Consider the following 21,494-nt stretch of genomic DNA (forward strand, 5'->3'; position numbering starts at 1 on the left):
ATTCGGACTTGTACGGAGGACGTGACAACATGCCGTCATGTCCTCCGCACTGACCGATCTCTTCCCTCACCCGATCGTGCAGGCCCCCATGGCGGGCGGCGTCTCCGTGCCGCGGCTCGCGGCCGCCGTGTCCGAGGCCGGCGGGCTCGGGTTCCTGGCCGCCGGGTACAAGACCGCCGACGGCATGTACCAGGAGATCAAACAGCTGCGCGGGCTCACCGGCCGCCCCTTCGGGGTCAATCTGTTCATGCCGCAGCCCGAGTACGCGGAGCCCGCAGCCGTCGAGGTGTACGCCAACCAGCTCGCCGGCGAGGCCGCCTGGCACGAGACGGAGCTCGGCGACCCCGACAGCGGCCGGGACGACGGCTACGACGCCAAGCTGGCCGTACTCCTCGACAACCCGGTACCGGTGGTCTCCTTCCACTTCGGCTGCCCCACCCGCGACGTCCTGGACTCCCTCGCCCGCGCCGGCACCCTCACCCTGGTCACCGCGACCACGGCCGAGGAGGCCCTCGCGGTGCAGCGGGCGGGCGCCGCCGCGGTGATCGCGCAGGGCGTCGAGGCAGGCGGCCACCAGGGCACCCATCGCGACAACCCCGAGACGGACGGCACCGGCATCGGACTGCTCTCGCTGGTCGCACAGGTCCGCGAGACCGTGCAGATCCCGATCGTCGCGGCCGGCGGCATCATGCGCGGCAGCCAGATCGCCGCCGTCCTCGCCGCGGGCGCGAGCGCGGCCCAGCTCGGCACCGCGTTCCTCGCCACCCCCGAGTCCGGCGCCAACGCCGTGCACAAGCAGGCGCTGACCAACCCCCTCTTCGTACGCACTGAGTTGACGCGCGCGTTCTCCGGGCGCCCGGCGCGCGGCCTGGTCAACCGCTTCATGCGTGAGCACGGCCCGTACGCGCCCGCCGCGTACCCCGAGATCCACCACCTCACCTCCCCGCTGCGCAAGGCGGCCGCCAAGGCGGGCGACGCGCAGGGCATGGCGCTGTGGGCGGGCCAGGGCCACCGCATGGCGCGCGAACTGCCCGCGGGGCAGCTCGTGGAGGTGCTGAGCGCCGAACTCGCCGCCGCCAGGACAGCGTTGTCGGCGTCCGAGGTGTCTCCGGAAGGGGGTGCGGGCCGATGACCGCGCCGGTGTTCGTGGTCGAGCACTTCCACGCGGGCGGCGGCGGACGCTACGTCCTCGACGGCCCCGAGGGACGGCACGCCGTCTCCGTGAAGCGGCTGCGGCCCGGTGAGGACGTCATCCTCACCGATGGGGCCGGACGCTGGGCGGACTGCGTGGTGCTCGGCACCGAGGGCAAGGACCGGCTGATCGTCCAGATGGACTCGGTCGCCGAGGAGCCTGCCGAGGAGCCCCGCATCACCGTCGTCCAGGCCCTTCCCAAGGGCGACCGCGGCGAACTCGCTGTCGAGACCATGACGGAGACCGGCGTGGACGCGATCGTCCCCTGGGCCGCCTCCCGCTGCATCACGCAGTGGAAGGGCGACCGGGGACTGAAGGCGCTCGCCAAGTGGCGCGCGACGGCCCGGGAAGCCGGCAAACAGTCCCGGCGCGTCCGCTTCCCCGAGGTCGCGGACGCGATGACGACCAAGCAGGTTGCCGCACTTCTCGCCAAAGCCGATCTGGCGGCTGTGCTGCACGAGGACACGCAGCTGGGGACCGAGCCGTTCGCGACGACCGAACTCCCCTCCTCCGGGGAGATCGTGCTGGTGGTCGGGCCCGAGGGCGGGATCTCCCCCGAGGAGGTCGGGCTGTTCACCGGGGCGGGCGCGAGGACGTTTCATCTGGGGCGTACGGTGCTGCGTACTTCGACCGCCGGGACCGTGGCGGCGGCGCTGCTGCTGGCCCGTACGGGTCGCTGGTCCTGACCTCACTCATTCACGGGGGATGCCTTGGAACTCGCGCAAGTACGGCTGCTCGTCTCCGACTTCGCCGCGTGTTACCGGTTCTACGCCGAAGTTCTCGGGCTCAAGCCGCAGTCGGGGGCGACGCAGGGGCCGTACGAGAAGTTCAGCCCTTCCGTCGGGTCGGCGGGCATCGCCCTGCAGGACCGGGCGATGATGGCCCAAGTCCTGGGGGAGCTGGGGGACTTGGCGACGGGGCATCGTTCGCTGGTGGTGCTGCGGGTGGACGACCTCGACGCGTACTGCTCGCAGGTCGTCTCGCGGGGCGCGGTGCTGCTCCACGGCCCGGCGCCGCTGACCGACCGCATGCGGGTCGCCTACCTCAAGGACCCGGAGGGGAACCTGGTGGAACTCCAGGAGTGGCTGCTGCTGCGCGGCTGACGAGCGGGTTTCGCCCCCTGAGCCCCTACCCTCCCCCACTCTCGGCTTCGCTCGAGCGGGGGGACCCCCACCGTACCCGGGGGCTCCGCCCCCAGACCCCCGTATCGCGCTTCGCGCTCGTCCTCAAACTCCCCCACTCTCGGCTTCGCTCGAGCGGGGGGACCCCCACGACGGGCTGAAATCAGCCCCTCCGGCGTTTGAGGAGCGGGGGTTTGGGGGCGGAGCGACCAAGGTGAAAACCTCGTTCGGGTGGTCGTGGGCATCCTGGCCGCATGCGGTCTACCGCGTCCGGCGGGAGAGTGGCACGCTGCCGTCCATGGGGGCTTTGAGGCGTATTCGGCGCCGGATGGGGCGCAGACGGGTGCTGGTGGGTGTGGGGATCGCGGCCGCCGGTGTGTTCGGGGTGGCGGCGTGTCAGCCGGGGGACGGGCTGAGTTCCGCCGCGGTGGCCTACACGACCGACCGGACCGCGACCAAGGAACTCCAGCGGCAGCACGTGAACGTGCGCTGGCTCAGCTGCACGGCCTCCTACGGCAGTGCCAACAAGGCCTACACCCCCGGCAAGGCAACCTCCGCGACCGAGAACACCGTCGCCTCCGTCGACTGCCAGGGCCAGACGGACGACGGACGGGACATCACCGTCAAGGGCAAGGTCACCCGCGCCGTCGACGGCGCCTGTGTGCGCGGGAACCTCGTGGCCACGGTCGGTGGCAAGGAGTGGTTCCACGTGAACGGACTGGGGAACTGCGACGCCACCAACGCCCCCACCCCGCCCGTCACGTTCAACCCCACGAACGGCGGCCCCAACCCCACCGTCACGGTCACCGTGACCCAGACCATGTGGTGCAAGGGCGACCCGACCTGCTGGCCCGCGCAGGGCAAGTGACCTGCCCGGCCGGACGCGGATCAAGTGATCCGAACCACTGTCGGGGGGCGCTTGCGCTGCATAGGGTGATCGGGTGACAGAGTCCGCACCCTCCGCGTATCTCCGGTTTCCGCACCTGCACGGCGAGTTGGCCGTCTTCACGGCCGAGGACGACATCTGGGCCGCCCCCCTCGACGGCGGCGGCCGGGCCTGGCGGGTCAGCGCCGACAACGTACCGGTGAACCATCCGCGCATCTCCCCGGACGGCACGACCGTCGCCTGGACGTCGACGCGCGACGGGGCACCCGAGGTGCATGCCGCCTCCCTGGCGGGCGGACCGTCCAAACGGCTGACGTACTGGGGGAGTTCGCGGACCCAGGTGCGCGGCTGGACCCCCGAAGGACAGGTGCTCGCGCTGAGCACTCAGGGGCAGGCGAGCCTGCGGCGCAGCTGGGCGCGGGCCGTCCCGCTCGACGGCGGCCCCGCGACGATGCTTGCGTACGGACCTGTCGGCGATGTCGCCCACGGCGGCCCCGGTGTCGTCCTGCTGTCCGCTCCCATGGGACGCGAGGCCGCCTGGTGGAAGCGGTACCGGGGCGGTACGGCGGGCAAGCTGTGGATCGACACGGAGGGGGGCGGGGAGTTCGTACGGCTGCATGAAGAGCTGGACGGGAATCTCGAGTACCCCTTCTGGGTGGGAGAGCGCATCGCCTTCCTGTCGGATCACGAGGGGGTCGGGGCGCTGTACTCCTCCCTCGCCGACGGATCCGATCTGCGGCGGCACACGGCGGCCGACGGGTTCTACGCCCGGCACGCTGCCACCGACGGCACCCGCGTCGTCTACGCGTCCGCCGGTGAACTATGGCTCCTCGACGACCTGGAGGGCGCCGAGCCGCGCCGGCTGGACATCCGGCTCGGCGGACAGCGCGTCGACCAGCAGCCGCACCCCGTGAGCGCGTCGCGCTGGTTCTCGGCCGGCGCGCCCGACCACACCGGACGCGGCAGCGCGATCTCCGTGCGCGGCGCCGTCCACTGGGTCACCCACCGCTCGGGCCCGGCCCGCGCCCTCGCCGCGCGGCACGGCGTACGCGCCCGGCTGCCCCACACCTTCCGGGCGGAGGGCGAGGAGCACGTCGTGTGGGTGACGGACGCGGAGGGCGACGACGCCCTGGAGTTCGCCCCGGCGACGGGAGTCGCGCCGGGAGCCACGCCCCGCAGGCTCGCCGCCGGGCAGCTCGGGCGCGTCCTCGGGCTCGCGATGGCACCCGACGGGAGTCGCGCCGCCGTCGCCTCGCACGACGGACGCGTTCTGCTCGTCGAGCGGGAGAGCGGCGAGGTGCGCGAGGTCGACCGGGGTGAGGACGGCGAGGTCACCGGCCTGGTCTTCTCGCCCGACTCGGCCTGGCTCGCCTGGTCGCATCCCGGGCCCCGCCCGCTGCGCCAGCTCAAGCTCGCCAACACCGCGGACCTGTCGGTGACGGAGGCGACTCCGCTCCGCTTTCGGGACTACGCGCCCGCGTTCACGCTCGACGGCAAGCACCTCGCCTTCCTGTCGGCGCGCGCCTTCGACCCCGTCTACGACGAGCACGTCTTCGACCTGGCGTTCGTCGGCGGCTCACGGCCGTATCTGATCACCCTGGCCGCGACCACGCCGTCCCCCTTCGGACCGCAGCGCCACGGCCGACCCTTCGAGGCACCGGACAAGGACGAGACGCCTGACAGCGAGGGCGCGCCCACCACCCGCATCGACCTCGACGGACTCGCCGACCGGATCGTGCCGTTCCCCGTCGAGGCCGCCCGCTACTCCACGCTGCGGGCCGCCAAGGACGGGCTGCTGTGGCTGCGGCACCCGGTCATCGGCGTGCTCGGCGCCTCCCGTGCCACCCCGGACGACCCGGACCCGAAGACCGAACTGGAGCGGTACGACCTCGCCCAGCGGCGCATCGAGCACCTCGCCGCCGACGCCGACCACTTCACCGTCAGCGGAGACGGCAAACGGGTCCTGCTGTGGACCGACGGCAAGCTCAAGGTCGTCCCCAGCGACCGGCGCGCCTCGAACGACGACGAGAGCGACACGAACATCACCGTCGACCTGTCGAGAGTGCGGCAGACCGTCGATCCGGCCGCCGAATGGCGTCAGATGTACGACGAGACGGGCCGGCTCATGCGGGACAACTTCTGGCGGCCCGATCTGGGTGGGGTCGACTGGGAGGGGGTTCTCGATCGCTACCGGCCGGTGCTGGAGCGGGTCGCCACGCACGACGACCTGGTGGATCTGCTGTGGGAAGTGCAGGGTGAACTGGGGACGTCCCATGCGTACGTCACTCCGCGCGGCGGGTGGGGCAGCGGGGAACGGGCGCAGGGACTGCTCGGGGCCGACATCTCCCGTCATGAGGACGGCAGTTGGCGTATCGACCGGATCCTTCCCTCGGAGACCTCCGACCCGGAGGCGCGGGCGCCGCTCGCGGCGCCCGGGGTCGCGGTGCGGGCCGGGGACGCGATCGTCGCGGTCTCCGGGCAGCCGGTCGACCCGGTGGCGGGGCCGGGGCCGCTGCTCGTCGGCACGGCGGGCAAGCCGGTGGAGCTGACCATCTCGCCCTCGGGGGGCGGCGATCCGCGTCACGCGGTGGTGGTCCCGCTCGCCGACGAGGAACCGCTGCGCTACCACGCGTGGGTCGCGGACCGGCGTGCCTACGTCCACGAGAAGTCCGGGGGTCGCCTCGGCTATCTGCATGTGCCGGACATGGTCGGCTCCGGATGGGCCCAGCTCCACCGCGATCTGCGGATCGAGGTGGCCCGCGAGGGGCTCGTCGTGGACGTCCGCGAGAACCGCGGCGGCCACACCTCTCAGCTCGTCGTCGAGAAGCTGGCGCGCCGGATCGTGGGCTGGGACCTGCCGCGCGGCCTGCGCCCGTACTCCTACCCGGAGGACGCGCCGCGCGGTCCCGTCGTCGCCGTCGCCAACGAGTTCTCCGGCTCCGACGGTGACATCGTCAACGCGGCGATCAAGGCGCTCGGCATCGGCCCCGTCGTCGGCACGCGTACGTGGGGCGGTGTGATCGGCATCGACAGCCGCTACCGGCTCGTCGACGGCACGCTCGTCACCCAGCCCAAGTACGCCTTCTGGCTGGAGGGTTACGAGTGGAGCGTGGAGAACCACGGCGTCGACCCCGACGTCGAGGTCGTCCAGGCCCCGCAGGACTACGCCGCCGGGCGTGACGTCCAGCTCGACGAGGCGATCCGGATCGCGCTGGCCGCGCTCGCGGAGAACCCGGCGAAGGCTGCGCCCGCTTTGCCGCCGCTTTGATCTTCGTCTCGCCGGCGGCGGGTGCGGCGCCGTGGCAGTCGCCGTGCGCGCGTGCGGGGCTGTCGCGGCTCGGGTGATCCGCCGCTTGTGAGGCCCTGGGGACGGTGGACGGTACGAGGCGGTGGCCCGGTGGGGCCGATACGATGCGGGCGTAATGATCAGACGGCCTGAGGAGGCACACGCATGGCGGGAGAGCCGCAGGACGACTGCCTGTTCTGCAAGATCGTCGCGGGGCAGATCCCGGCGGACGTGGTCCGGGAGAGCGACACGACCGTCGCGTTCCGGGACATAAACCCTCAGGCGCCCACCCACGTCCTGGTCATCCCCAAGGTGCACTACCCGGACGCGGCGACCCTGGCGGCCGCCGAGCCCACCATCGCCGCGGACATACTGCGCGAGGCCGCCGAGGTCGCGGGCGACGAGAAGCTGGAGAGCTACCGCATCGTGTTCAACACGGGCAGCGGCGCCGGGCAGACCGTTTACCACACGCACGCCCACATCCTGGGCGGCCGTGGCATGCAGTGGCCGCCGGGGTAATCGACCGTGTCCGCACGTGAATTGGTGGTCCTCGGCACCGCCAGCCAGGTCCCGACCCGGCACCGCAACCACAACGGATATCTGCTGCGCTGGGACGGCGAGGGACTGCTCTTCGACCCCGGTGAGGGCACGCAGCGGCAGATGCTGCGTGCCGGGGTCGCCGCGCACGACCTGCACCGGATCTGTGTCACCCACTTCCACGGGGACCATTCGCTCGGGCTCGCCGGGGTGATCCAGCGCATCAACCTCGACCGCGTGCCGCACGAGGTGACCGCGCACTATCCGCGCTCCGGGCAGCGGTTCTTCGACCGGCTGCGGTATGCCACGGCGTATCGCGAGACCGTCGCGCTGACGGAGGCGCCGGTCGACGCGGACGGGGTGCTCGCCGTCACGCCGTCGTACGCCTTGGAGGCGCGCCTCCTCTCCCACCCTGTGGAGTCCTTCGGGTACCGGCTGGTCGAGCCGGACGGGCGGCGGATGCTGCGGGAGCGGCTCGCGGAGCGCGGGATCAAGGGGGCGGACGTGGGGCGGATCCAGCGGGAGGGTGCGCTGGGGGGTGCCTTGCTCGAGGACGTCAGTGAGGTGCGGCGCGGGCAGCGGTTCGCGTTCGTCATGGATACCCGGTTGTGCGACGGGGTGTACGCGCTTGCCGAGGGGTGCGATCTGCTGGTCATCGAGTCGACGTTCCTGGACGAGGATCTGCGACTCGCCGAGGATCATGGGCACTTGACCGCCGGGCAGGCGGGGCGGGTGGCTCGGGACGCCGGTGTGCGGCACCTTGTGCTGACCCACTTCAGTCAGCGGTATTCCGAGCCGGAGGAGTTCGAGCGGCAGGCTCGGGCGGCCGGGTTCGAGGGGGAGCTGACTGTGGCGCATGACTTGGTGCGGGTGCCGGTGCCCAAGCGGGGTTCTGGCGGGGGCGCCTGACGCGGGGCACCCCTGGGCCGGGGTGCCTGGGGCGGGTGCCTGACGCGGGGGGCCCTGGGCCGGGGTATTGCCTGGGCCGGGGGGCGCCTGACGCGGTGGTGCCTGGGACGGGTGCCTGAGGCCGGGGGGCACCTGACGCGGTGGTGCCTGGGGCGGGTGCCTGAGGCCGGGGGGCGCCTGACGCGGTGGTGCCTGGGACGGGTGCCCGAGGCCGGGGGCGCCTGCCGTCGGAGAGTGGGTCGGGGCCGTGCCGGTACATCCGCCCGTCGCCGTTGGGCACCTCCCTTCGCTGACATGGTTCGAGGGTGTTGTGACCACGTAAGCGACGGGCATGTGATGTACCGGCACGGCCCCTTCCGTGGTCTGGCGGATGCGGCTCCGGTGGGGGAGTGGTCGGGGGGCGACCGTACGATGCTTTGATGTCTCTCCCCAAAGCTGAGCTGCACCTGCACATTGAAGGCACCCTGGAGCCTGAGCTGGCCTTTGCGCTGGCCGCGCGCAATGGTGTCGCGTTGCCGTACGCGGACACTGAGGAGTTGCGCAAGGCGTATCTGTTCGACGATCTTCAGTCGTTCCTGAATCTGTACTACGAGCTGATGGCCGTGCTGCGTACGGAGCAGGACTTCGCCGATCTGGCCGACGCGTATCTGGCGCGGGCTGCCGCGCAGGGGGTGCGGCACGCGGAGATCTTCTTCGATCCTCAGGCGCATATCGCGCGGGGGGTGGCGATGGGGACGGTCGTGGAGGGGCTGTGGCGGGCGCTCGGGCGGAGTGAGGACAAGCATGGAGTCTCGACCGCGCTGATCATGTGTTTTCTGCGGGACGAGTCGGCCGCGTCGGCGATGGAGACGCTGGAGGCCGCTAAGCCCTATCTCGATCGGATCGTGGGGGTCGGGCTCGACTCCGCCGAGGTGGGGCACCCGCCGGTCAAGTTCCGTGAGGTGTACGAGGCGGCTGCCCGGCTGGGACTGCGGCGTGTCGCGCACGCGGGCGAGGAGGGGCCGCCCGCGTACATCACCGAGGCCCTTGATGTCCTTGGTGTCGAGCGCGTCGACCATGGGCTGCGCTGCATGGAGGATCCCGACCTCGTCGAGCGGCTGGTCAGGGAGCGGGTGCCGCTGACGCTCTGCCCGCTGTCGAACGTACGGCTGCGGGCCGTGGACGTCCTCGAGGAGCATCCGCTGCCCGCCATGCTGGACGCCGGCCTGCTGTGCACGGTCAACTCCGACGATCCCGCGTACTTCGGCGGGTACGCCGGCGACAACTTCCACGCGCTGCGCGAGGCGCTCGGGCTCGACCAGGAACGGTTGCGGGAGCTGGCGCGCAACTCGTTCGTCGCGGCATTCCTGGAGCACGACGAGGAGCGGCGGGCCCGCTACCTCGCCGAGGTCGAGGCGTACGAGTTCGAGTAGGCGTCAGATGGTTCCGGGGCCCGGGGCTGTGGATGCCGCCGCCGTGTCGTACGCCGTTCGCTGGGCGGGGACTGCCTCCAGCGGGATTTCCACGATCTGGGTGCGCTGGGGGCGCAGTGCCACGGCCGTCAGCGGGACGGTGACGAGCAGCAGGCCGAGTGCCAGGATCGTGCCCATCGCCGGGTAACCGGCCCACGCGGACAGCAGACTGCCGGTGAGCGGGCCGCACGCCGTGCCGAGCGAGGAGGCGGAGCCGACGAGGACCGCCCACCGGCCGCGCGGGTCCAGGGACGCGGCCAGGCCGATCACATACGAGAGCACGACCGGGTAGAGCGTGTTCCAGGCGATCTCGCCCGTCGCGAAGGACGGGAGGTCGTGCGCCGCCGCGCTCAGCGCGATACAGCCGGCGATCACCGCTGTGCCGGCGCCGATCGGCAGTGCCTGGCCGAGTCGGGAGCCCAGCGCGCCCGCGCCGATCACCCCCAGCAGCCCGGCGCCGAGCCCCGCCGCGAAGACCGCGCCGACCGTCACCTCGGTGAGCCCCGCCTGCGTCACCCCGATCCGGCCGCTGACGCCCCACAGGGAGTTCTGCGCGAGGGACCAGAAGAGCATCGCGGCGGCGAGGAGGAGGCCGGAGCGGGGGTGGGGGAGCGGGGTGGCGGTGAGCAGCGCCTGGGGTGCGGGTGTGCGGGCGGGGAGGTGTCCGGTGGTGGGCAGTACGAGGAGCGCAGTGCCGGCGATCGCGGCGAGCGGGAGGCCGTGGGCCGGGCCCAGGTGGGGGATCGTCAGATACAGGGCGCCCGCGAGGGCGGAGACGCCGAGCAGGCCCAGCGTGGTGGTGCGGTGGGGGTCGCGCCGGCCGGCGATTCCGGCCGCGGCGACCGTGCTGGCCGTACCGGAGCCGAAGCCGCCGACGAGGGCGCCGGCGACGACCAGCGGGACGGTCGTGGTGAGCGCGGCGGTGCCGTAGCCGGCCGCGGCGAGGAGCAGGCCCGTGCGGGCGAGCCGGCGCGGGCCGAAGCGGTCGACGCGCGAGGCGAGCAGGAAGCCCGCCGTCGCCGAACTCAGCAGCAGCGCGCTGCCGATGGCCCCGGCCTGCGTGGCCGAGAGCGGAAGACCCGCGTCCAGCCTTCCGACGGTGGTCGGCAGCAGATACGCGGCGAGATACCCGGCTGTGAAAAGGGCGACGAGGGGCCAGGGCGGGGTGGTGCGGGCGGACACGGGCGTTCCCAGGGCATGCGAAAGAAGCGGCTCAAGAAGGGGGTTGGGCGGCTGTCGACGGACAGGAACGCGCGGCCAATTTGTATCAAGGGGGAGGGCGCCCGAAGAAGGTGGGGTGGTGTGATGTGGGGCACGTTGGGTTTGGGGTGGGGATGCCGGGGTAAACGCGGTCCCTTTGTTCCGGGTCCACAGCCTGAACGGCACCGTCCTCCGCGCCCTCCCGGGTTGTCTGTGCCCGCTACTGCACTCCCCGCCCATGACCTACGTGGACGAGCACGCGCAGCATCCGGAGCCGCCCGTCGCGGGGGACGAAACAGCCACCCTGCTCGGCTCGCTGGAGCGGCAGCGGGCGACCCTGGCGTGGAAGTGCGGGGGGCTGGACGCGGCCGGGCTGAGGGCGACGGTCGGCGTCTCGTCGATCACCCTGGGCGGGTTGCTCAAGCACCTGGCCCATGTCGAGGACGACTACTTCTCGGGGCGGCTGTTCGGGCGGGAACCCAGTCCCCCGTTCGACACGGCGGACTGGGACAGCGATCCCGACGGGGACTGGCACCTCGCCGCAGAGGACAGCCCCGAGCGGGTCTTCGCCCTGTGGCGGGACACCGTGGCCCGCTCCCGCTCCCTGGTCGCCCAGGCACTGGCCGACGGCGGCCTGGACCGCCTGGCCGGACGCAAGTGGCCCGACGGCCGTGCCCCCAGTCTGCGCCGCATCCTCATCGACCTGATCGAGGAGTACGCCCGACACGTAGGCCACGCCGACCTCATCCGGGAGTCCGTCGACGGCCTGGTGGGCGAGGATCCGCCCCGCCCCCCGTCCGGTGTCTGAGGACGAGCGCGGAACGCGACAGGGGGCTGCGGGCCGGGAAGGGCAGAGGCGGAGGGGGCGAAGACCGTTTGGTTCAGCCCGCGGTGACGACGGCCCGCACGGTTCCGTCAGTCCCCGCCACCAGCACCGGCGTCCCGGCCCCGCCAAGGTCCCGTACCGCAGCCAAGTCCTCCGCGGACGCGGTATCCGCCTCGGACACAACCGCCGCCGCCTCCAAGGACTTCGCCCCGGACGCCACCGCCATCGCCACGGCGGTCTGCAGGGCGCTCAGCCGCAGAGAGGGCAGATCCACGGTCCCCGCGACATACGTGCGGCCCGTCTCGTCGCGTACGGCCGCCCCCTCGGGCACACCGTTGCGGGCCCGCGCGGAACGGGCCAGGGTGACGATCTTGCGGTCCTCGGCGTCAAGCGCGCTGCTGTCGGTCATGTCCTGAGCATACGAAGAACCGGTCCGGAGGGCTCAGGCGGCTATCCGGCCACCGGATACATCGACCCCCGCCGGCCCTCCGGCGACGCCAGCCACTCCAGCTTCGCCGCCGTGTTCGCCTCCGGCATCGGCGTGTGCAGCACGATCGTGAGGTCGGGCCGCGCCGGCACCTTCATGGCGGTGGACTCGACGGCGAGCAGCCCGACCAGTGGATGGTCGAGCTCCTTGCGGATCTGCCCGGCGTCCTCGATGTCCCGCTGCTCCCACAGTTCGGCGAACTCGGGGCTCTTATCCCTCAGTTGGACCAGCAGCTCCTGGAAGCCCTCGTCGTCCGGCGCGGCGGAGCACGAGGCACGGAACTGGGCGACGACCGTGCGCGCGTTCCGCTCCCAGGTCCGGGACTGGCCCCGGTAGAGCGGGTCGGTGAAGAAGTCGACGATGCAGTTCTGCGTGTTCTCGGGACGCATGCCGAGGACCATCCCCGCGGCGTCGTTGTACATGACGCAGTTGTAGTACCGGTCCATGATGTGCGCCGGGTAGGGCATCCAGGTGTCGATCAGCCGCCGCAGCCCGTCGCACATGTCCCGGTCCTCGGGAGCGACTTCGGGAGCGGGTGGATTCAGCCCGGCCAGCAGATACAGATGGCGTCGCTCGGCGTTGCTGAGCCGCAGTACGCGGGCGACCGCGTCGAGGACCTGCGGCGAGACGGAGATGTCCCGCCCCTGTTCCAGCCACTGGTACCAGGAGGCGCCGACGCCGGCGAGCACGGCGACCTCCTCGCGGCGCAACCCGGGCGTGCGGCGGCGTGCCCCGCCGTCCGGCAGCCCGGCCTGGGCCGGTGACACCCGCGCCCTGCGGCTCATCAGGAACTCGCGCAGCTCCCGCCGCCGATGGGTCTTGAGCGCGTCCTCCGTCACGTGCGAATCCCCCTCCGGGTGACTGGTGGTGCGACCACCAGCATAAGTTCCCGCTCCCCACCGTTATTCCGATCGCAGGAAGCTCTTGCCCATGGCGATCGACACCACCGAAACCACCACTCCCGTACGACTTCCCTCCGTGGACACCCCGCCCGGCACCCGGCTGTCGACGCGAGACAAGCTCGTCCTGTTCGTGTTGTGCGCCGCGCAGTTCATGGTCGCGCTCGACTTCTCCGTACTCAACGTGGCGCTGCCCGTGCTCGGCAAGGACCTGGGCATGAGCCAGTCCGCGCTGCAGTGGGCGGTCACCGCCTTCGCGCTGCCGTCGGGCGGCTTCCTGCTTCTCTTCGGCCGCATCGGCGACCTGTACGGCCGCCGCAAGCTGTTCCTCACCGGCCTCGCCCTCTTCGGTACGGCCTCACTGCTCGCGACCTTCGCCTGGGACCCGGCGTCGTTCCTGGCCGGCCGGGCGTTGCAGGGCCTGGGCGCGGCGGCGATCGTGCCGACCGGCATGTCGCTGCTGACGACGACCTTCCCCGAGGGCCCGGCGCGCGACCGTGCCCTCGGCATCTCCGGCACGCTGCTGTCCCTCGGCTTCACGGTCGGCATGGTGGCGGGCGGCGTGCTGACCGACGTACTGAGCTGGCGCTCGACGATGGGCCTGCTGTCGGTGTTCGCGCTGATCGTACTGCCGCTCGCGCCGGGCCTGCTGCCCGAGTCCCGCACCCCGGACCGCCCGCGGCTGGACTTCCCCGGCGCGGTCACCGTCACCGGCGGGCTGCTGGCCCTGATCTACGCCCTCTCGACGGCCGCCGAGCGCGGCTTCGGCGGCGCGGACGTCATCACCGCCCTCGTCGCGGGCCTGCTCCTGCTCGCCGCGTTCGTGTACGTCGAGTCCCGTGCCCACGCCCCGCTCGTCAGCCTCCCCATGCTGCGCCGCCGCACGGTGGCGTGGGGCAACCTGGGCGGTCTGGTCACCTTCTCGATGATGTCGACGGTCGTCTTCGCGCTCACCCTGTACCTGCAGGAGACTCTTGACCTCTCCGCGTTCGAGACCGGCCTGGTCTTCGGTGTGCAGGGCGTCCTGTCGGCCATCGCCGGGGTGTGCGCCCCGAAGGTCATCGGCCGCTTCGGTGCCCGCCGTACGCTGGTCGGCTCGCTGGCCGGCCAGGGTCTGTTCGTGGCCGCGCTGCTGCCGCTGAACGCGCACACCTGGTCCGTCTGGCTCGCCACCGCCGCGGTCTCGCTGGCCAGCATGTGCCACCTCGGCGCGATCATCTCGTACGGCCTGACCGTCACCTCGGGCGTCCCCGACGAGGAACAGGGCCTGGCCACCGGCCTGGTGACCTCCACCCAGCAGGTCGGCCTCACGATCGGCATCCCGCTGCTCGGTGTCCTCGCGACCACGTCGACGGATCTGCTGTCCGGCGTCCACACGGTCCTCGCCGTGGACGCGGCGATCGTGCTCGGCGCGGCGGTCGCGGTCGCGGTGGGGCTGGGTTCCGCATCGCGTGCGCGACGGGAGGTGCGGGCCTGACGGGGGTGGGCCCGCGACCGGGGCGCCATCGAAGCCGTACGGTTTCGATGGCGCCCTCCAGTGCCGTCACTTCGACCGGCGTGCGACGCGGAGCACGGCCTCCTCCATCTGCGGCAGGACTCGCTGTCCCCCGACCGCCAGGGCTATCGCCGCGGCGACACCGGCCCAGGCGACCGGGCCGAGCGGCGTGCAGCCGAAGAATTGGCTGGCGCCCGGCGTCTGGACCAGAGCGACGAGGGCTGCGGCGGAGCCGAGAGAGGTGGCGCGGACCAGCGGGCTGCCCCGGCGGTCGGCCAGGGTCTGGGCGAGCTGGGTACCGACCACACCGCACAGGGCCATCGTCGTGGAGCGGCGGGTCGAGCCCGGGGTGAAGCGGCCGATCAGCCAGGCCGTGAGCGCGCCCAGGCAGGTGGTCAGGGCGCGGTGGCGGATCTGACGGATCAGCGGCGCGCCGAGGAGCTTCGTACCGATGTCGGACGGCTCCTCGAGGGATCCGGGACGCGTGGCCTCCTGCGGGGATCCGGTGGCTGCCGCCTCCTCCCTCGGCGTGACCGCCACCGCCATCGCCGGGAACAGGTCCGTGAACAGGTTCACCAGCAGCATCTGCCGGGTGGAGAGCGGGGCCGACCCCGACAGGAGAGTGCCGAGGATGCCGAACCCGACTTCGCCCGCGTTGCCGCCGATCAGGATGGCGATGGCGTCGGCGACGCTGTGCCACAGGGCACGCCCTTCGGTGACCGCCTCGATCAGGACCGTCATGTCGTCGTCGGTGAGGACGATGTCGGCCGCGTTGCGCGCGGCCGCCGAGCCGCGGGCGTTGATGCCCACGCCGATGTCGGCGGCGCGGATGGCCGCGGCGTCGTTGGCGCCGTCCCCGACCATCCCGACCACCCGGCCCGCGTCCCGCAGGGCCTCGACGACCTGGAGCTTCTGCTCGGGCGCGACCCGGGCCACGACTCCCACGTCGCGCAGCATCCGGGACCGGACCGACCGGTCCGCGGACGTCAGTTCGTCGCCCGTGACCACGGTGGTGTCGTCCGGCCAGCCCAGTTCGGCGGCGATCGCCCGGGCGGTCTGCGGGTGGTCACCGGTCAGCATGACCGGTCGTACGCCCGCCTCGCGCAGCCCCCGCACCAGGGCCGTGGACGTCTCACGCGGTACATCCGCCAGCGCCACCAGGCCGGTGAACTCCAAGCCTTCCAGCGGTTGTTCGAGGAGGTCCGACGGATTCTCGTGCTCGACCAGCGGGCGCTCGGCCACCGCCAGGACGCGCAGGCCGTCGCGGGCCAGCGACTGCGCGGTGTCGGCCGCGTGGGGCGGGAGGCCGGGGCAGGCGGGCAGGACGGTTTCCGGGGCGCCTTTGACCACGAGCATCGGTGCGCCGTCCGCGCCGTGGCCGACGGCAGCGGCGTATCCGCGGCCGGCCTCGAACGGACGGCCCTCGGTCTGCACCCAGTCCGGGTCGGGGCCCGCCGCGTCAAGGACCGCCTCGTCGGTCGCGTGCACGGGCCGGTCGGAGCCGCCGTCGATGCGGGGGCATGCCCGGGCCGCGACACGCAGGGTGTGGCCGTATGCCGGTTCCTCCGGCGCGCCCGCGTCCGCACCCGGCGTGCGTGACGGGGCAACAGCGGGGTTCGCCCCGTCCGTATCTGGGGGCTGCGCCCCCAGACCCCCGCCGTCGCGCTTCGCGCTCGTCCTCAAACGCCGGACGGGCTGATTTGTCGCGTCCGTCACTTGTACAAGGTGCAGGCGGTTCTCCGTGAGGGTGCCAGTCTTGTCGAAGCAGACCGTGTCCATGCGGCCCAGCGCCTCCAGGGTGCGCGGGGCGCGGACGAGGACGCCGCGGCGGCTCAGGCGGCGGGCGGCGGCCAGCTGCGCCACCGTGGCCACCAGCGGGAGCCCTTCGGGGACGGCGGCCACTCCCACCGCCACGCCACCGCTCACGGCCTGCCGGATCGGCGTACCGCGCAGCAGCGACAGACCCGTCACCGCGGCCCCGCCCCCCATCGTCAGCGGCAGGGCCTTACGGGTGATCTCCTGGAGCCTGGCCTGCACGCCCGCGGCCGGTGGCATACGGGCGGCGAGGTGGACGGCGCGGGCCGCCTCGGTGCGGTCACCGGTGTCGACCACGACGGCCCGGGCCTCTCCGGCCACCACGGTGGTGCCCTCGAAGACCATGCAGCGGCGGTCGGGCACGGCGGCGCGCGGAGTCGGGTCCGTCTGCTTGTCCGCCGGCAGGGACTCTCCGGTGAGCGCGGACTCGTCGACCTCCAGGCCGTTCTCCCACAGGATGCGGGCGTCGGCGGGCACCACGTCGTCCGCCTTGAGCTCGATCACGTCGCCCGTCCCCAGCTTGGCGGCGTCCACGGTGTGTGCCCCGTCCGGCGCGTCCTCGTCCGAGGCCGTGACACGCGCCTTCTGCTTCTGCTCCGCGAGCAGCCCGGACAGCGCCCGTTCGGCGCGTAGCCGCTGTATGCCGCCGACCAGCGCGTTCAGGTCGAGGGCACCGAGCACCAGCATCGCGTCCATGGCGGAGCCGAGGATCGCCGACGCGGCCGAGCCGACCGCCAGGACCGGGGTGAGCGGGTCGTCCAGCTCGCCGCGCACGGCCCGGGCGAGCTGCCACGACCAGCGGGCCGGGGCGAGGACCGGAACCCGGCCGACGGCGTCGGCCGCATCGTGGGCTCGGTGCGTCATCTGCTCGGCCGCGGTCGTCTCCGCGTCCGGTTCGCTCTCCAGCCGGGCCCGGACCTCGTCCGGCGACAGCGCGTGCCAGGCCACCCGGGGCCGGGGGTGCGGAGCGCGCGCGGCCGCCACGCCGACCGCCGCTCGCGCCCCGCTCAGCAGGGCCGCCGCCGCGGCCGCGTCCACCGGCGCGTGCCGCAGCCCGGGCAGCGGGGTACGGCGGCCACGCTCGGACTCGCGGACCGCCACCAACAGGCCGGACAGCGCGGCCCCGGACCGGGCCAGGGTCTGCGCCCTGTGGCCGACCGTGCGGGCCGCCGGTACCGCGCTCAGCAGCCGCCACACATCGGGCAGACCGTGCGGAGCCAGCACGTCCGCACCCCACACCACCGCGGCGTCCCCGTCCGCGAGCGCGACGGCCACATCGCCGCTGAGCAGCCCGGACAGTACGTCGCTGTCGTCGGCCGAACGCGGCCGGGCGACCGTGACGACGGTGCCGCCCCGGTCGCGCAACGCGTGCACGACCTCACTCAACGGCTGGTCAGCGCCCACGACTTGGTCGGCGAGACCGGTGAACTCGCCCAGCGCCGGGTCGTCCACGACCACGACGTGCAGTCCCGCGCGGCGCGCCGCGTCCAGCACGGTCTCGGCCCACGGGTCGGCGCCCGCGCCCGGAGCGAGCAGCGCGCTCGGGTGCAGGACGACGGTGTCGGTCATCTCCAGCTGCCGCAGCCGCTCCGTGTCGCGCACCAGCACACCCGTCCGGGCCAGCGCGCCGCCCAGCACGGCGTGGAAGGCGCCGGGACCGTACCGCGCGGCCTTGGGGGAGCCGGAGAGTACCGCTTCCGCCGCCTCCGCGCCGTCGTGCTTGACCAGCAGCGTCGCCGCGGCACCCAACAGGCTGCCGGCGGAGGCATGGGCGGCGTACTCCTGGGCGGGCGAGGTCCGCAGCGGCGGGCGCGCGGAGGGATCCGCGGCCACACTGACACGATCCGGCGCGCACACCCGGTCGTGCACCGCGTCGAACGCCGCCACCCGGGCCACCGTCTCCGCCAACTGACAGGCCCGCAGTGCCCCGTCGAGCAGCAGTCCGGCAGGCGTCTGACCGGCGCCGTGCGCGGCCGCGTTCGCGACGGCCAGCGCCACATCCATGCGGGAGCGGCCGAGCCTGGCCCCCAGCCACGCACGGAAGCGCGGGTTCTCGCGCAGCAGCGTCACCACCGCGGTCACCAGTCGCGGTGAGGGCGGCAGGCGCAGGGCGTACCCGGTCAGCCCGGCCGCGGTGCCCGCCACGTCGACCGCGAGCGCCGCCGCGGCGGCTCGTACCCCGGCCGCGTCACCGGGATGTGGGAAGTCCTCCACCTCCTCGTCCGCCGGGGCCAGCCCGTGCCGGGCCGCGATTTCCGTCGCTCGCTCCACCACCCGGTCGGCGACCGCGTCCTCGCTCGCGCTCACCACCAGCCGCGCCAGTCCGCCGTCCCAGTACGCGAACGCGACGTCCGGCCGCTCCGCCAGCGCCGCGGCCGCCCGTCGCGCCGCGTGCTCGATACCGCCCGCCCTCCGTACCAGGTCCGCAGACGCAGGCCGCAGGGCGATGTGTGCCCGTGGGCCGGACCGCCAGGGGCGCGGCCCACCGGGCATCGCGTTTCGGGCGACCTGCGCGACCCGCACGGCGGTGTCCGCGCTGCGTACACCGGACCGCGCCGTGCCCGCCACCGCCCGGGCGGCCACGCCCACCGCGGGCGCGGCGCCGCGCGCGAGCAGCCGGGACCCGGCCGGCACGAGCCCGGCGACGTCAGAGGGACGCAGCAGCGCAAGGAACATGGCAGGTCCTCAGATGGTGGTGCGGCCACGCCGCGCGGTGGGGCCGCCGTGGCCTGTGGAGGCCCTGCTCTGACTGGTGGACGCCTTCCGTTGCCGCAGGGACGTCTTGCTCCACTCCGCGGACGTCTTGTCGCGCGCCGCGGACTGTTCGGCTGACATCCCGCCTTCGGAGCCTTCCGCGTTCTCGGAGCTTTCAGGGACTGCCGGCGCCTTCGGCCGCGGCTGCGTCAGCCAGGCCACGGCCGCGCCGGTGAGGGCGATGGGCCACTCCACCACGCCCGCGACCCCGAGCACCCCGGCCCCCGTGTACACCACCATCCGACGCCCGCGCGGCGACACCGACCCGACGGCGTCGAGCGCGCCCCCGGCCGCCCTGCCTACAACCCCTGCCCCGGGCACCTTCTGCAGGACCGTGCCCGCGGCCCGCAACGGCTGGGGAAGGGGCGACGACTTCTTCTGCTGAGCCATGACTCTCGCCTCCCGCGATGACCTTTCGCAGAGGCGAGTTCCCGGAAAACGAGCTTTATCCCGTTCAGGACGGGCGCGCGGGTCTCAGGGCCGGTCAAGGCGGAGACGCTCGGCCTTCGGCAGGCCGGCGACGACGAGATCGTACGAATCCTCGATGAGCTCCCGGACCAGGCGGTCGGGGAGTTCGCCGTCGACGCGCACGGTGTTCCAGTGCCGCTTGTTCATGTGGTACCCGGGGATGATCAGGCCCGGGTACTCGCCGCGCAGCCGGATCGCGTCCTCCGGGTCGCACTTCAGGTTGACCGTCAGCGGGCGCGCGTTCAGGGGCGTCAGCGCGAAGAGCTTGCCCAGCACCTTGAAGACCGAGGTCTCCGGGTTGAAGGGGAAGTCCTCGACGGTCGCGTTGAAGGACAGGCAGAAGGTGCGCAGCTGCTGCGGAGTCACTCCGGCTTCTCCTCCTCGAGTGGCTCCACCGGGCCGACCGGCTCGACGAGCACCGTGACGATCTTGTTGCGGCGACCGGCCGCGGCCTCCGCCGTCAGCCGCAGCTCGCGTCCGTCGGGCAGCTCGACCACCGACGACGCTCCGGCGATCGGGACCCGCCCGAGCGCCTTGGCGAGCAGCCCGCCGACGGTCTCCACGTCCTCGTCGTCGTACGCCTCGAAGCCGTACAGCTCGCCGAGGTCGCCGATGTCGAGGCGGGCGGTCACCCGGTAGCGGTCGTCGCCGAGCTTCTGGACCGGTGGCAGCTCGCGGTCGTACTCGTCGGTGATCTCGCCGACGATCTCCTCGAGGATGTCCTCGATGGTGACGATGCCGGCCGTGCCGCCGTACTCGTCGATGACGACGGCGACGTGGTTGCGCTCCTGCTGCATCTCGCGCAGCAGATCGCCCGCATTCTTGGTGTCGGGCACGAAGGCGGCGGGCCGCATGGCCGAGGACACCAGCTCGGACTCGGCGTCCCGGCTGATGTGCGTCTTGCGGGCCAGGTCCTTCAGATAGACGATCCCGACGATGTCGTCCTCGCTCTCCCCGGTGACCGGGATGCGCGAGAAGCCGGACCGCAACGCCAGGGTCAGCGCCTGCCGGATGGTCTTGTACCGCTCGATGACGACGAGGTCGGTCCTTGGGACCATGACCTCGCGTACGAGGGTGTCGCCCAGCTCGAAGACGGAGTGCACCATGCGGCGCTCGTCGTCCTCGATCAGCGACTCCTTCTCCGCGAGGTCGACCAGCGCGCGCAGCTCGGCCTCGGAGGCGAACGGGCCGCGCCGGAAGCCCTTGCCGGGCGTGAGCGCGTTGCCGATGAGGATGAGCAGGGGCGGGATCGGCCCCATCACCCGCGCGAGCGGCAGCAACACGTACGCCGCCGCGGTCGCCGTGTTCAGCGGGTGCTGGCGGCCGATGGTGCGCGGCGAGACACCCACGGCGACGTACGAGACGAGCACCATGACCCCGATGGCGACGGCCAGCGCCTGCCAGGTCTTGTCGAACTCCTGCAGGCAGGCATATGTGACGAGCGCGGCGGCGGCCATCTCGCAGGCCACGCGGACGAGCAGCGCGACGTTCAGATAGCGGGTCGGGTCGGCGGCGACCTGGGCGAGCTTGGCACTGCCGCGCCGCCCGGACCGTACGGCCTCCTCGGCGCGGAAGCTGGAGACGCGCGCGAGGCCCGCCTCCGCGCAGGCGGCGAGCCAGGCGACGACGACCAGCGCGATGGCGCCGATGACGAGCTGGGGACTCATGACACGGTCGGGGCCGGAGACGGGCCCGTCATGCCCTTCTCCGCACGCCAGCCGTCCACGATGGCTGCCTGCAGACCGAACATCTCGGCCTTCTCGTCCGCTTCCTCGTGGTCGTAGCCGAGCAGGTGCAGCACTCCGTGGACGGTGAGGAGCTGGAGCTCCTCGTCCATGGAGTGCTGCGTCGCCGCTTCCTTGCCCTGCCGCTCGGCGACCTCCGGGCAGAGCACGATGTCGCCGAGCAGACCCTGCGGCGGCTCGTCGTCGTCCTTCGACGGCGGGCGCAGCTCGTCCATCGGGAAGGACATGACATCCGTCGGCCCCGGCAGGTCCATCCACTGGATGTGCAGCTGCTCCATGGCGTCGGCGTCCACGACGATCACCGAGAGCTCGGAGAGCGGGTGGATGCGCATCCGTGCGAGCGCGTAGCGGGCGATGTCGAGGATCGCCTGCTCGTCGACCTCGGTTCCGGACTCGTTGTTGACGTCGATCGACATGGGCGTG

18 protein-coding genes are annotated in these 21,494 nt (G+C 72.7%); 10 read left to right on the plus strand and 8 right to left on the minus strand.

Going from position 1 to position 21,494, the window contains the following annotated elements:
• The first annotated feature begins 37 nt into the window (after positions 1-37).
• From AB0D27_RS16680 to AB0D27_RS16715, 8 genes are all read left to right on the plus strand, one after another.
• Complete coding sequence (locus AB0D27_RS16680) at positions 38-1,132, plus strand: nitronate monooxygenase (protein ID WP_362508353.1); 1,095 nt, start codon at positions 38-40, stop codon at positions 1,130-1,132.
• Positions 1,129-1,878: a 16S rRNA (uracil(1498)-N(3))-methyltransferase gene (locus AB0D27_RS16685; RefSeq protein ID WP_362508356.1), complete on the plus strand. Its 750-nt coding sequence runs from the start codon at positions 1,129-1,131 to the stop codon at positions 1,876-1,878. Before AB0D27_RS16680 ends, AB0D27_RS16685 begins: the two co-directional genes overlap by 4 nt.
• Positions 1,879-1,902: 24 nt before the next feature.
• Complete coding sequence (locus AB0D27_RS16690; RefSeq protein ID WP_362508359.1) at positions 1,903-2,295, plus strand: VOC family protein; 393 nt, start codon at positions 1,903-1,905, stop codon at positions 2,293-2,295.
• Between the two features lie 346 nt (positions 2,296-2,641).
• Entirely contained in the window at positions 2,642-3,181 is a 540-nt protein-coding gene (locus AB0D27_RS16695; protein WP_362508362.1) for a hypothetical protein, read from the plus strand.
• A 73-nt stretch (positions 3,182-3,254) separates the two neighbouring features.
• A complete protein-coding gene (locus tag AB0D27_RS16700) occupies positions 3,255-6,467 on the plus strand; it encodes a S41 family peptidase (protein WP_362508365.1) in 3,213 nt (1,070 codons plus the stop codon).
• A 183-nt stretch (positions 6,468-6,650) separates the two neighbouring features.
• Positions 6,651-7,004: a histidine triad nucleotide-binding protein gene (locus AB0D27_RS16705; RefSeq protein WP_362508368.1), complete on the plus strand. Its 354-nt coding sequence runs from the start codon at positions 6,651-6,653 to the stop codon at positions 7,002-7,004.
• A gap of 6 nt (positions 7,005-7,010) precedes the next feature.
• Positions 7,011-7,931 carry a ribonuclease Z gene (locus AB0D27_RS16710; protein WP_362508371.1) on the plus strand — a complete coding sequence of 307 codons (921 nt, stop codon included), beginning with the start codon at positions 7,011-7,013 and terminating at the stop codon, positions 7,929-7,931.
• Positions 7,932-8,350: 419 nt separating this feature from the next.
• Positions 8,351-9,343, plus strand: a complete 993-nt coding sequence (locus AB0D27_RS16715) for an adenosine deaminase (protein WP_362508374.1) — start codon at positions 8,351-8,353, stop codon at positions 9,341-9,343.
• Positions 9,344-9,346: 3 nt separating this feature from the next.
• On the opposite strand, the gene AB0D27_RS16720 is transcribed toward AB0D27_RS16715, so the two are convergent.
• The gene (locus AB0D27_RS16720) at positions 9,347-10,564 is read right to left on the minus strand and encodes an MFS transporter (RefSeq protein ID WP_362508377.1); all 1,218 of its coding nucleotides are present in this window, start codon (positions 10,562-10,564) and stop codon (positions 9,347-9,349) included.
• A gap of 256 nt (positions 10,565-10,820) precedes the next feature.
• Between AB0D27_RS16720 and AB0D27_RS16725 the strand changes: the two genes are divergently transcribed.
• A complete protein-coding gene (locus AB0D27_RS16725) occupies positions 10,821-11,390 on the plus strand; it encodes a DinB family protein (protein ID WP_362508380.1) in 570 nt (189 codons plus the stop codon).
• 73 nt (positions 11,391-11,463) lie between these two features.
• On the opposite strand, the gene AB0D27_RS16730 is transcribed toward AB0D27_RS16725, so the two are convergent.
• Positions 11,464-11,817 carry a cytidine deaminase gene (locus AB0D27_RS16730; protein ID WP_362508383.1) on the minus strand — a complete coding sequence of 118 codons (354 nt, stop codon included), beginning with the start codon at positions 11,815-11,817 and terminating at the stop codon, positions 11,464-11,466.
• 41 nt (positions 11,818-11,858) lie between these two features.
• Positions 11,859-12,734, minus strand: coding sequence for a helix-turn-helix transcriptional regulator (locus AB0D27_RS16735; protein WP_362508386.1), 876 nt, complete (start codon positions 12,732-12,734; stop codon positions 11,859-11,861).
• A gap of 91 nt (positions 12,735-12,825) precedes the next feature.
• Here AB0D27_RS16735 and AB0D27_RS16740 point away from each other — a divergent pair, with 91 nt between their 5' ends.
• Complete coding sequence (locus AB0D27_RS16740; RefSeq protein WP_362508389.1) at positions 12,826-14,271, plus strand: MFS transporter; 1,446 nt, start codon at positions 12,826-12,828, stop codon at positions 14,269-14,271.
• 66 nt (positions 14,272-14,337) lie between these two features.
• On the opposite strand, the gene AB0D27_RS16745 is transcribed toward AB0D27_RS16740, so the two are convergent.
• From AB0D27_RS16745 to ybeY, 5 genes are all read right to left on the minus strand, one after another.
• Entirely contained in the window at positions 14,338-18,780 is a 4,443-nt protein-coding gene (locus AB0D27_RS16745; protein WP_362508392.1) for a cation-translocating P-type ATPase, read from the minus strand.
• 9 nt (positions 18,781-18,789) lie between these two features.
• Positions 18,790-19,248, minus strand: a complete 459-nt coding sequence (locus AB0D27_RS16750; protein ID WP_362508395.1) for a hypothetical protein — start codon at positions 19,246-19,248, stop codon at positions 18,790-18,792.
• A gap of 84 nt (positions 19,249-19,332) precedes the next feature.
• Positions 19,333-19,692, minus strand: coding sequence for an MmcQ/YjbR family DNA-binding protein (locus AB0D27_RS16755; protein ID WP_362508397.1), 360 nt, complete (start codon positions 19,690-19,692; stop codon positions 19,333-19,335).
• Complete coding sequence (locus AB0D27_RS16760; RefSeq protein ID WP_362508400.1) at positions 19,689-20,993, minus strand: hemolysin family protein; 1,305 nt, start codon at positions 20,991-20,993, stop codon at positions 19,689-19,691. Before AB0D27_RS16760 ends, AB0D27_RS16755 begins: the two co-directional genes overlap by 4 nt.
• Positions 20,990-21,487, minus strand: a complete 498-nt coding sequence (ybeY, locus tag AB0D27_RS16765) for an rRNA maturation RNase YbeY (protein WP_189185145.1) — start codon at positions 21,485-21,487, stop codon at positions 20,990-20,992. The genes AB0D27_RS16760 and ybeY overlap by 4 nt, the downstream gene beginning before the upstream one ends.
• Between the last annotated feature and the right edge of the window lie 7 nt (positions 21,488-21,494).

This window comes from Streptomyces sp. NPDC048415 (assembly GCF_040651675.1).
In the GTDB taxonomy this organism is placed as follows: domain Bacteria; phylum Actinomycetota; class Actinomycetes; order Streptomycetales; family Streptomycetaceae; genus Streptomyces.